Annotated in this window: 13 protein-coding genes; all 13 read left to right on the forward strand. The window is 50.7% G+C overall.

Annotated elements, in window-relative coordinates; all coding sequences use genetic code 11:
* Positions 1–193 precede the first annotated feature (193 nt).
* The 13 genes from asnC to BM427_RS18180 all read left to right on the forward strand — a co-directional run bounded on the left by asnC (position 194) and on the right by BM427_RS18180 (position 11,708).
* Positions 194–652, forward strand: a complete 459-nt coding sequence (gene asnC, locus BM427_RS18120) for a transcriptional regulator AsnC (protein ID WP_090123887.1) — start codon at positions 194–196, stop codon at positions 650–652.
* 119 nt (positions 653–771) lie between these two features.
* Positions 772–1,221, forward strand: a complete 450-nt coding sequence (gene mioC, locus BM427_RS18125; protein WP_090123888.1) for an FMN-binding protein MioC — start codon at positions 772–774, stop codon at positions 1,219–1,221.
* Positions 1,222–1,593: 372 nt separating this feature from the next.
* Positions 1,594–3,483, forward strand: a complete 1,890-nt coding sequence (gene mnmG / locus BM427_RS18130; protein WP_090123890.1) for a tRNA uridine-5-carboxymethylaminomethyl(34) synthesis enzyme MnmG — start codon at positions 1,594–1,596, stop codon at positions 3,481–3,483.
* 95 nt (positions 3,484–3,578) lie between these two features.
* Complete coding sequence (rsmG, locus tag BM427_RS18135; RefSeq protein WP_090123892.1) at positions 3,579–4,202, forward strand: 16S rRNA (guanine(527)-N(7))-methyltransferase RsmG; 624 nt, start codon at positions 3,579–3,581, stop codon at positions 4,200–4,202.
* 617 nt (positions 4,203–4,819) lie between these two features.
* Positions 4,820–5,200, forward strand: a complete 381-nt coding sequence (gene atpI, locus BM427_RS18140) for a F0F1 ATP synthase subunit I (protein WP_090123894.1) — start codon at positions 4,820–4,822, stop codon at positions 5,198–5,200.
* A gap of 8 nt (positions 5,201–5,208) precedes the next feature.
* The gene (gene atpB, locus BM427_RS18145) at positions 5,209–6,027 is read left to right on the forward strand and encodes a F0F1 ATP synthase subunit A (RefSeq protein ID WP_090123896.1); all 819 of its coding nucleotides are present in this window, start codon (positions 5,209–5,211) and stop codon (positions 6,025–6,027) included.
* Between the two features lie 48 nt (positions 6,028–6,075).
* Positions 6,076–6,315, forward strand: coding sequence for a F0F1 ATP synthase subunit C (gene atpE, locus BM427_RS18150; protein ID WP_007369368.1), 240 nt, complete (start codon positions 6,076–6,078; stop codon positions 6,313–6,315).
* A 58-nt stretch (positions 6,316–6,373) separates the two neighbouring features.
* Positions 6,374–6,844, forward strand: a complete 471-nt coding sequence (gene atpF, locus BM427_RS18155; protein ID WP_007369369.1) for a F0F1 ATP synthase subunit B — start codon at positions 6,374–6,376, stop codon at positions 6,842–6,844.
* A gap of 13 nt (positions 6,845–6,857) precedes the next feature.
* On the forward strand, positions 6,858–7,391 hold the full coding sequence (gene atpH, locus BM427_RS18160) for a F0F1 ATP synthase subunit delta (protein WP_090123898.1): 534 nt from the start codon (positions 6,858–6,860) through the stop codon (positions 7,389–7,391).
* Positions 7,392–7,403: 12 nt separating this feature from the next.
* A complete protein-coding gene (gene atpA, locus BM427_RS18165) occupies positions 7,404–8,945 on the forward strand; it encodes a F0F1 ATP synthase subunit alpha (RefSeq protein ID WP_090123900.1) in 1,542 nt (513 codons plus the stop codon).
* Positions 8,946–8,995: 50 nt separating this feature from the next.
* Positions 8,996–9,859 carry a F0F1 ATP synthase subunit gamma gene (atpG, locus tag BM427_RS18170; protein WP_090123901.1) on the forward strand — a complete coding sequence of 288 codons (864 nt, stop codon included), beginning with the start codon at positions 8,996–8,998 and terminating at the stop codon, positions 9,857–9,859.
* A 26-nt stretch (positions 9,860–9,885) separates the two neighbouring features.
* The gene (gene atpD, locus BM427_RS18175) at positions 9,886–11,268 is read left to right on the forward strand and encodes a F0F1 ATP synthase subunit beta (protein ID WP_007369373.1); all 1,383 of its coding nucleotides are present in this window, start codon (positions 9,886–9,888) and stop codon (positions 11,266–11,268) included.
* Positions 11,269–11,288: 20 nt separating this feature from the next.
* Entirely contained in the window at positions 11,289–11,708 is a 420-nt protein-coding gene (locus BM427_RS18180; RefSeq protein WP_090123903.1) for a F0F1 ATP synthase subunit epsilon, read from the forward strand.
* The last annotated feature ends 154 nt before the right edge of the window (positions 11,709–11,862 follow it).

Raw genomic sequence — 11,862 nt, forward strand, 5'->3', positions numbered from 1 at the left:
GCGCCTTAGCTTCAATCAGGCCCAGTTTCTTTTCCAGTTGGCGGGAAGTTGCCCCTCTCTTCTGTTGCTAATCATTAATTAACAAAAAGCCGCCTCAACTCAACAATACGCAATTACAAAGGTCAGTATGCTTTTAAATAGATAAAATAAGCGGATAAAATAGAAAGAACCCTCATCCATTATAGAAAACCCTATGGAAAATTATCAGATCGATAATCTGGACCGCGGTATCCTCGACGCTTTAATGACCAATGCGCGCACCGCTTATGCAGAACTGGCCAAACAATTTGGTGTCAGCCCCGGCACTATTCATGTGCGTGTAGAAAAAATGAAGCAAGCCGGGATCATCACCGGTGCGCGTATCGACGTCAGCCCGAAGCAACTGGGTTACGATGTCTGTTGCTTTATTGGAATCATTTTGAAGAGCGCGAAAGATTACCCTTCGGCGCTGACGAAACTGGAAAGTCTGGAAGAAGTGACCGAAGCCTATTACACCACCGGGCATTACAGCATCTTTATAAAAGTGATGTGTCGATCCATTGATGCCTTGCAACAGGTACTTATCAACAAGATCCAAACAATTGATGAAATTCAATCCACAGAAACGTTGATCTCCCTGCAAAACCCTATCATGCGTACGATCCGCCCTTAACGGGGTGCTTTCGTCCTTCATTAATACCCATATTGTCCACAGGTAGATCCCAGGCCTTTCACAGCGTACAATACGCCTCACTTTGTCGCCGGATGGTGAATAAACGGAGCGGGATTTTCATGGCGGATATCACTCTTATTAGCGGTAGCACCCTCGGCGGTGCGGAATATGTGGCAGAACATCTGGCGGAAAAGCTGGAAGACGCTGGCTATAGTACCGAGACGCTGCACGGCCCGCTATTAGAGGATCTTTCTCCGCAGGGAACCTGGCTAGTGATCAGTTCCACCCATGGCGCTGGCGACCTGCCTGAGAACCTGCAACCGTTTTTAGACGATCTACATGAACAGAAGCCGGATCTCACACAGGTGCGCTTTGGCGCGATCGGCATCGGCAGTCGCGAATATGACACCTTCTGTCAGGCAATCGAGAAAATTGAGGAAGCGTTGAAGGCTAATGGTGCCAAACAGATCGGTGAAACACTGAAGATCAACATTCTTGAGCACGATATTCCGGAGGATCCAGCGGAAGAATGGTTGGGATCCTGGAAAAATTTACTCAATAACGATTAAAGATCGTGCGATCAGTTGTGGATAACTATGCTTAAAAGGCCTTATTAACCGGTAGTTATCCCATTAACAACTGTTGTATAGTTTTCAGCCTGTGTATAAACAGGCATTTTGATCCCAGCTTATACGGTTCAGGATCACCGATCATTCACAGTTAATGATCCTCTCTAATGAATTGATCTTACAGCGATGATCCGGGTTATCCACAAGACATCGCGATCCTAATAAGAGATCATAATAGAACAGATCTCTCTATATAAAAGATCTTCTTTTTAATACCCAGGATCCGGATCTTTCTCACTGGACTAAAGTTGAGTAGAATCCACGGCCCGGGCTTCAATCCAATTTCTAACCGCTTAGGCGAGGCATACCACCATGTTTTATCCGGATCCTTTTGACGTCATTATTATTGGCGGGGGTCATGCAGGTACTGAGGCCGCGATGGCAGCAGCACGTATGGGTCAACAGACTCTGCTTTTGACACACAATATCGACACACTGGGGCAGATGAGTTGCAACCCAGCGATCGGCGGTATTGGGAAAGGACACCTGGTAAAAGAAGTGGATGCGCTCGGCGGGCTGATGGCGAAAGCTATCGATCAGGCAGGCATTCAGTTTAGGATACTAAACGCGAGCAAAGGTCCTGCAGTGCGAGCCACCCGTGCGCAGGCAGACCGCGTGCTCTATCGTCAGGCGGTACGCACCGCTCTGGAAAACCAACCGAACCTGATGATCTTCCAGCAAGCAGTGGAAGATCTGATCGTGGAAAACGATCGCGTCGTTGGTGCTGTCACCCAGATGGGGCTTAAATTCCGCGCCAAAGCCGTGGTGCTGACAGTCGGGACATTCCTCGACGGTAAAATCCACATCGGGCTTGATAACTACAGCGGTGGGCGCGCTGGCGATCCGCCGTCTATTCCGCTCTCACGCCGTCTGCGCGAGCTGCCGTTGCGCGTCAGCCGTTTGAAAACCGGTACGCCGCCGCGTATTGACGCCCGTACCATCGATTTCAGCGTTCTGGCGCAGCAGCACGGGGATAACCCGATGCCGGTATTTTCGTTTATGGGTAACGCCGCGCAGCATCCGCGTCAGGTACCGTGCTATGTCACGCATACCAATGAAAAAACCCATGACGTGATCCGCAATAACCTCGATCGTAGCCCAATGTACGCAGGCGTGATCGAAGGGATCGGCCCGCGTTATTGCCCATCGATCGAAGACAAAGTGATGCGTTTTGCCGATCGTAACCAGCATCAGATCTTTCTGGAACCGGAAGGATTGACCTCCAACGAAATTTACCCGAACGGTATCTCCACCAGCTTGCCGTTCGATGTGCAGATGCAAATCGTTCGTTCCATGCAAGGAATGGAAAACGCGAAGATCGTGCGCCCAGGTTATGCCATTGAGTACGATTTCTTTGATCCGCGAGATTTGAAACTGACGCTGGAAAGCAAATACATCCATGGCCTGTTCTTTGCTGGCCAGATTAACGGTACCACCGGTTATGAAGAGGCTGCAGCACAAGGGCTGCTGGCCGGTCTGAACGCCGGGCGCTTCTCTGCTGAAAAAGAGGGTTGGGCGCCGCGTCGCGACCAGGCTTATCTCGGCGTGCTGGTGGACGATCTCTGTACGCTCGGCACCAAAGAACCGTACCGCATGTTTACCTCACGCGCGGAGTATCGCCTGATGTTGCGTGAAGATAATGCTGACCTGCGTCTGACAGAAGCTGGTCGGGAGCTGGGTCTGGTGGACGATGAACGCTGGGCGCGCTTTAACGAGAAGCTGGAAACGATTGAACGTGAACGCCAGCGTCTGAAAGCGCAGTGGGTTTCACCTGCATCGGAACATGCTCCGGCAGTGAATGCGCACTTGACTGCGCCATTATCGCGTGAAGCCAGCGGTGAAGATCTGCTGCGTCGCCCGGAAATGACGTACGAACAACTGGTACAGATTACGCCGTTCGCGCCGGGTCTTAATGACCAGCAGGCGGCTGAACAGGTTGAAATCCAGGTGAAATACGAAGGTTATATTGCACGCCAGCAGGATGAGATCGAAAAACAGCAGCGCAATGAAAATACGTTGTTGCCGGCATCGCTGGATTACCGTCAGGTGAATGGGCTGTCCAACGAAGTGATCGCCAAACTGAACGATCACAAACCTTCCTCAATTGGTCAGGCATCACGTATTTCCGGCATCACGCCAGCGGCAATTTCCATTTTGCTGGTATGGCTGAAAAAACAAGGTATGCTGCGCCGCAGCGCTTAACAATATTGCCCTGCCAGTGCCTGGCGGGCTGATTCAACGCTTATTGCGGGGAGCATCGCGCTGCCCGCTGCTTAGTATCTCAACAGGTATTCACTGTGCTCAATAAACTCTCTCGTCTGCTGGATGAAGCAGGCATTTTGTTGTCGGTTGAACAGCAGAAACAGCTGGTGGCCTATGTCGAACTACTGCACAAATGGAACAAGGCCTATAACCTGACCTCTGTGCGCGATCCGAACGAGATGCTCATTCGCCATATTCTCGACAGCATTGTTGTCGCGCCGTACCTGCAAGGGACGCGTTTTATCGATGTTGGCACAGGTCCGGGTTTGCCTGGGATCCCGCTTTCGATCGTCCGTCCTGAATCCCATTTCACGCTGCTTGACAGCCTGGGGAAACGAGTGCGTTTCTTACGCCAGGTGCAGCATGAGCTTAAATTGAGCAACGTTGAGCCGATTCAGAGCCGCGTTGAAGATTTCCCGGCCGAACCGCCATTCGACGGTGTGATTAGCCGGGCCTTTGCCTCGCTGAATGATATGGTTAACTGGTGCCACGCTTTGCCGGGCGAAGAGGGGCGTTTCTACGCGCTGAAAGGGCTGGTACCCGAAGAAGAGATCGCACTTTTACCCGCGGAGTTATCCGTTGAATCTATTGTTAAACTGAATGTTCCGCACCTGGAAGGCGAACGTCATCTGGTGATCATTAAGCCAAATAAAGTTTAATTTTTATCAAAAAATGTATCTTTCGTGCTGTTGCTTAGATGTTAAAAAATGAAGTAAAAAAGGGCGATACGTTCAGTTACATTTCACCGTCTTGTTACCAGAATTTTTCTGACATTTAACGTCCAGAATTTGATTCATTGAAATAATAGTCAACAGTGAAAATATCAGCCCGCTAAAAGTCGACAAGTAGAATGAAATACGGATGTAAAATAATTATTATAAATGTCAATGGAAGGTTTTCGATGTATAGGCGGGTGTTTTAAAAAGAGTTGTGATAAATCATCTTGAAGATCATAAAGTTGAACAGCGGTGATTTCTTTGCGTGATTAACCCTATAGATACATAAATGTTTAATTTGTGACCGAGTGCACGCTTTATCGTTGGGTTTTTAGTGTTATCCGCACTTTTGCCCGACAGTTCACAGTTTCATCAAAAGTTTAAAAATAGCGGTCGGGAAAAATATTTAAACATTTATTCACCTTTTTGCTACTTATTGTTTGAAATCACGGGGCCGCACCGTATAATTTGACCGCTTTTTGATGCTTGACTCCGGGCCATAAAGAACGTTTTATACGACACGCGGCATACCTCAAAGGGAGCAGGAGTTAAGAAACGTCATGTCTGTGTCGCTTTATAGTCGAAACGTTGCTCGCAAGCTTCTGCTTATTCAGTTTCTGGCGGTAACGGCAAGTGGATTGCTGTTTAGCCTCAAAGACCCCTTCTGGGGCATTTCCGCCGTGTGCGGAGGTATGGCAGTCTTACTGCCGAATGTGTTTTTTATGATTTTTGCCTGGCGTCATCAGGCGCATACACCTGCTAAAGGCCGCGTGGCCTGGACCTTCGCCTTTGGTGAAGCGCTCAAGGTGTTGGTAACATTCTTGTTACTGGTGGTGGCGTTGGGGGTTTTTAAGGTGGCTTTTTTGCCGCTGATAGTCACGTGGGTTTCGGTGCTGGTTGTTCAGATACTGGCACCCGCTGTAATTAACAACAAAGGGTAAGAGGCATCATGTCTGCAGGAGAAATCTCTACACCACAGGAGTACATAGGTCACCATCTGAAAAACCTTCAGATTGATCTTCGTACCTTCTCGATGGTGGATCCGCATAACCCCCCGGCCACCTTCTGGACGCTGAATATCGACTCCATGTTTTTCTCGGTGGTACTGGGTCTGTTGTTCCTGGTGATGTTCCGTAGCGTAGCGAAAAAAGCCACCAGCGGTGTCCCAGGGAAATTCCAGACGGCGATTGAGCTAGTGATTGGTTTTGTTCATGGTAGCGTTAAAGACATGTACCACGGCAAAAGCAAGCTTATCGCGCCCTTGGCCCTGACGATTTTCGTCTGGGTATTCCTGATGAACCTGATGGATTTGCTGCCTATCGACCTGTTGCCGTACATCGCTGAAAATGTACTTGGTCTTCCTGCGCTGCGCGTGGTGCCGTCTGCGGACGTCAACATCACCCTGTCTATGGCGTTGGGCGTATTTATCCTGATTCTGTTCTACAGCATCAAAATGAAGGGTATTGGCGGTTTCGCTAAAGAGCTGACTCTCCAGCCGTTCAACCACCCGGTATTTATTCCGGTAAACCTTATCCTTGAGGGCGTGAGCCTGCTGTCCAAACCGGTTTCTCTCGGTCTGCGACTGTTCGGCAACATGTACGCGGGTGAGTTGATTTTCATTCTGATCGCAGGTCTTCTGCCGTGGTGGTCACAGTGGATCCTGAATGTGCCATGGGCCATTTTCCACATCCTGATTATTACGCTGCAAGCCTTTATCTTCATGGTTCTGACGATTGTCTATCTGTCGATGGCATCTGAAGAGCATTGATTTTTAACAACACTACTACGTTTTAACTGAAACAAACTGGAGACTGTCATGGAAAACCTGAATATGGATCTGCTGTACTTGGCTGCCGCTGTTATGATGGGTCTGGCGGCAATCGGTGCTGCGATCGGTATCGGCATCCTCGGGGGTAAATTCCTGGAAGGCGCTGCGCGTCAACCGGATCTGATTCCTCTGCTGCGTACTCAGTTCTTTATCGTAATGGGTCTGGTGGATGCTATCCCGATGATCGCTGTAGGTCTGGGTCTGTACGTGATGTTTGCTGTCGCGTAGTAAGGGTTGCTTTACAAGCAATTGTTTAGAACGTTAACCAGATAAGAGGCATTGTGCTGTGAATCTAAACGCAACAATCCTCGGCCAGGCCATCGCGTTTGTCCTGTTCGTTCTGTTCTGCATGAAGTATGTATGGCCGCCGTTAATGGCTGCCATCGAAAAACGTCAGAAAGAAATTGCTGACGGTCTTGCTTCCGCAGAACGAGCTAAAAAGGATTTGGATCTTGCACAGGCCAATGCGACCGACCAGCTGAAAAAAGCGAAAGCTGAAGCTCAGGTTATCATTGAACAGGCGAACAAACGCCGTGCTCAGATCCTGGATGAAGCGAAAGCAGAAGCCGAGCAGGAACGTAACAAAATCGTCGCCCAGGCGCAGGCTGAAATCGATGCCGAGCGTAAACGTGCGCGCGAAGAGCTGCGTAAACAGGTGGCTCTGCTGGCAGTAGCTGGCGCCGAGAAGATCATCGAACGTTCCGTGGATGAAGCTGCTAACAGCGACATCGTGAATAAACTGGTCGCTGAACTGTAAGGAGGAGGGGCTGATGTCTGAATTTGTAACGGTAGCTCGCCCCTACGCCAAAGCAGCTTTTGACTTTGCCGTCGAAAACCAGAGCGTTGACCGCTGGCAGGATATGCTGGCGTTCGCTGCTGAGGTGACGAAAAATGAACACATGGCCGAGCTTATCTCTGGTGCTTTAGCGCCGGAAACGCTCGCTAAGTCGTTTATCGCAGTCTGTGGGGAGCAACTTGACGACAAAGGTCAGAACCTGATTCGGGTGATGGCTGAAAACGGTCGTATCAAGGTGCTTCCTGATGTTCTTGAGCAGTTTATTCAATTGCGTGCAGCCAGCGAGGCTATTGCAGAAGTCGATGTGACTTCGGCTACTGCACTGAGTGAAGAACAGCTTTCGAAAATCAGCGCAGCGATGGAAAAACGTCTGTCACGCAAAGTGAAGCTGAATTGCAATATCGATAAGTCTGTAATGGCAGGCGTAATCATCCGTGCGGGTGATATGGTCATTGATGGCAGCGTTCGCGGCCGTCTTGAGCGCCTTGCAGACGTCTTGCAGTCTTAAGGGGACTGGAGCATGCAACTGAATTCCACCGAAATCAGCGAACTGATCAAGCAGCGCATTGCTCAGTTCAGTGTTGTGAGTGAAGCTCACAACGAAGGTACTATTGTTTCTGTAAGCGACGGTGTTATCCGTATCCACGGCCTTGCCGATTGTATGCAGGGTGAAATGATCTCCCTGCCGGGTAACCGTTACGCAATCGCACTGAACCTGGAGCGCGACTCCGTGGGTGCAGTTGTGATGGGTCCGTATGCTGACCTTGCCGAAGGCATGAAGGTCAAGTGTACTGGCCGTATTCTTGAAGTTCCGGTTGGCCGTGGCCTGCTGGGTCGCGTGGTGAACACTCTGGGTGCGCCAATCGATGGTAAAGGTTCGGTTGATAACGACGGCTTTGCTGCTGTCGAAGCTATCGCACCGGGCGTTATCGATCGTCAGTCCGTTGATCAGCCGGTACAGACCGGTTACAAATCTGTTGACGCCATGATCCCAATTGGTCGTGGTCAGCGTGAATTGATCATCGGCGACCGTCAGACCGGTAAAACTGCGCTGGCAATTGATGCCATCATCAACCAGCGTGATTCCGGTATTAAATGTATCTACGTTGCTATCGGCCAGAAAGCGTCCACCATTTCTAACGTGGTGCGTAAGCTGGAAGAGCACGGCGCGCTGTCTAACACCATCGTTGTTGTGGCAACCGCGTCTGAATCCGCTGCACTGCAATATCTGGCTCCGTATGCTGGTTGCGCAATGGGCGAATATTTCCGCGATCGCGGTGAAGATGCGCTGATCATTTATGATGACCTGTCTAAACAGGCAGTCGCATACCGTCAGATCTCCCTGCTGCTCCGTCGTCCGCCTGGACGTGAAGCATTCCCGGGCGACGTATTCTACCTCCACTCCCGTCTGCTGGAACGTGCTGCGCGCGTTAACGTGGAATACGTTGAAAGCTTCACGAAAGGTGAAGTGAAAGGTAAAACCGGTTCTCTGACCGCGCTGCCGATTATCGAAACGCAAGCTGGTGACGTTTCCGCGTTCGTTCCGACCAACGTAATTTCTATTACCGATGGTCAGATCTTCCTGGAATCCAACCTGTTTAACGCCGGTATTCGTCCTGCGGTAAACCCGGGTATTTCCGTATCCCGTGTAGGTGGTGCAGCGCAGACCAAAATCATGAAAAAACTGTCCGGTGGTATTCGTACCGCTCTGGCACAGTATCGTGAACTGGCTGCGTTCTCTCAGTTTGCTTCCGACCTTGACGATGCAACCCGTAAACAGCTCGACCACGGTCAGAAAGTGACCGAGTTGCTGAAACAGAAACAGTATGCGCCGATGTCTGTCGCGCAGCAGGCTCTGGTTCTGTTCGCGGCTGAACGTGGTTACCTGGCGGATGTTGAACTGGCGAAAATCGGTAGCTTTGAAGCCGCTCTGCTGGCTTACGTTGACCGTGACCACGCTCCGCTGATGCAAGAGATCAACCAGACCGGTGGCTATAACGATGAGATCGAAGGCAAGCTGAAAGGCATCCTCGACTCCTTTAAAGCAACCCAGTCCTGGTAACGTCTGGCGGCTTGCCCTGAGGCAGGCCGCAAGGCATTGAGGAGAAGCTCATGGCCGGCGCAAAAGAGATACGTAGTAAGATCGCAAGCGTCCAGAACACGCAAAAGATCACTAAAGCGATGGAGATGGTCGCCGCTTCCAAAATGCGTAAATCGCAGGACAGAATGGCGGCCAGCCGTCCTTATGCAGATACCATGCGCAAAGTGATTGGTCACCTTGCCCACGGTAATCTGGAATATAAGCACCCTTACCTGGAAGAACGCGACGTTAAACGCGTGGGCTACCTTGTGGTGTCGACCGACCGTGGTCTGTGTGGCGGCTTGAACATTAACTTGTTCAAAAAACTGCTGGCGGATATGAAAGCATGGTCCGATAAAGGCGTTCAGAGCGAACTCGCAATGATCGGCTCAAAGGGCGTAGCGTTCTTTAATTCCGTCGGCACGAAAATTGTCGCGCAGGTGACAGGTATGGGGGATAACCCTTCCCTGTCCGAACTGATTGGACCGGTAAAAGTGATGTTGCAGGCCTATGACGAAGGCCGTCTGGACAAGCTTTATATTGTCAGCAACAAATTTATCAACACCATGTCTCAGGTGCCAACCATCACCCAACTGCTGCCGCTGCCGGCTTCAGAGGATGAAGGTTTGAAGCATAAAGCCTGGGATTATCTGTATGAACCAGACCCGAAAGCGCTGCTGGATACTCTGCTGCGTCGCTACGTCGAGTCTCAGGTTTATCAGGGTGTTGTGGAAAACCTGGCCAGCGAGCAGGCCGCACGTATGGTGGCGATGAAAGCCGCAACCGATAATGGTGGCAGCCTGATTAAAGAGCTGCAGTTGGTATACAACAAGGCTCGTCAGGCCAGCATTACTCAGGAACTCACCGAGATCGTCGGTGGTGCATCCGCGGTATAACCAGGTTAATTCGTAGAGGATTCAAGATGGCTACTGGAAAAATTGTCCAGGTAATCGGCGCCGTGGTTGACGTCGAATTCCCTCAGGATGCCGTACCGCGTGTGTACGATGCTCTTGAGGTGCAAAATGGTAATGAGCGTCTGGTGCTGGAAGTTCAGCAGCAGCTCGGCGGCGGTATCGTACGTACCATCGCAATGGGTTCCTCCGACGGTCTGCGTCGTGGTCTGGAAGTGAAAGACCTCGAGCACCCAATCGAAGTCCCGGTAGGTAAAGCAACACTGGGTCGTATCATGAACGTACTGGGTGAACCAGTAGACATGAAAGGCGACATCGGTGAAGAAGAGCGTTGGGCTATCCACCGCGCAGCACCGACCTATGAAGAGTTGTCAAACTCTCAGGAACTGCTGGAAACTGGCATCAAAGTTATTGACCTGATGTGTCCGTTTGCTAAGGGCGGTAAAGTCGGTCTGTTCGGTGGTGCGGGCGTAGGTAAAACCGTAAACATGATGGAGCTGATCCGTAACATCGCGATCGAGCACTCCGGTTACTCTGTGTTTGCGGGCGTGGGTGAACGTACTCGTGAGGGTAACGACTTCTACCACGAAATGACCGACTCCAACGTTATCGACAAAGTATCCCTGGTATATGGTCAGATGAACGAGCCGCCGGGAAACCGTCTGCGCGTTGCGCTGACCGGTCTGACTATGGCAGAGAAATTCCGTGACGAAGGTCGTGACGTTCTGCTGTTCGTCGACAACATTTATCGTTATACCCTCGCCGGTACTGAAGTATCCGCACTGCTGGGCCGTATGCCTTCAGCGGTAGGTTACCAGCCGACGCTGGCAGAAGAGATGGGTGTGCTTCAGGAACGTATTACTTCCACCAAAACCGGCTCCATCACCTCTGTTCAGGCGGTATACGTACCTGCGGATGACTTGACTGACCCGTCTCCGGCAACCACCTTTGCGCACCTTGACGCAACCGTGGTACTGAGCCGTCAGATCGCGTCTCTGGGTATCTACCCGGCCGTTGACCCGCTGGATTCCACCAGCCGTCAGTTAGATCCGCTGGTTGTTGGCCAGGAACACTATGATGTTGCGCGTGGCGTTCAGTCTTTGCTGCAACGTTATCAGGAACTGAAAGACATCATCGCCATCCTCGGTATGGATGAACTGTCTGAAGACGACAAACTGGTGGTAGCTCGCGCGCGTAAGATCCAGCGCTTCCTGTCCCAGCCGTTCTTCGTAGCAGAAGTATTCACCGGCTCTCCGGGTAAATACGTTTCCCTGAAAGATACCATCCGTGGCTTTAAAGGCATCATGGAAGGCGAATACGATCACCTGCCGGAGCAGGCGTTCTACATGGTCGGTTCCATCGACGAAGTCGTGGAAAAAGCCAAAAAACTTTAACGCCTTAATCGGAGGGTGATATGGCAATGACTTACCACCTGGATGTCGTCAGCGCAGAGTTACAAATGTTCTCTGGTCTGGTCGAAAAAATCCAGGTAACGGGTAGCGAAGGTGAACTGGGGATTTACCCGGGTCACGCGCCGCTACTCACCGCCATTAAGCCTGGTATGATCCGCATCGTGAAACAGCACGGTCATGAAGAGTTTATCTATTTGTCCGGCGGCATACTTGAAGTGCAGCCTGGCAACGTGACCGTTCTGGCTGATACTGCTATTCGTGGTCAGGATCTCGACGAAGCGCGAGCCCTGGAATCGAAACGCAAAGCAGAAGAGCATATTAAATCTTCTCACGGTGACGTGGATTACGCTCAGGCGTCTGCGGAACTGGCGAAAGCTATCGCGAAACTGCGTGTTATCGAGTTAACCAAAAAAGCGATGTAACACCGGCTTGAACCTAAAAAGCCAGTCTGGTTTCCAGGCTGGCTTTTTTTTATGACTGCGGTTCAGGAAAAGTTGAACTAAAAATATGTTTTATTATTTTGTGATGTTAGTCACAAAAATATTGATCGGTTAAAAAATGAGGCGTAAACTTGCT

It is taken from the genome of Kosakonia arachidis, from assembly GCF_900116535.1.
Taxonomy (GTDB): Bacteria; Pseudomonadota; Gammaproteobacteria; order Enterobacterales; family Enterobacteriaceae; genus Kosakonia; species Kosakonia arachidis.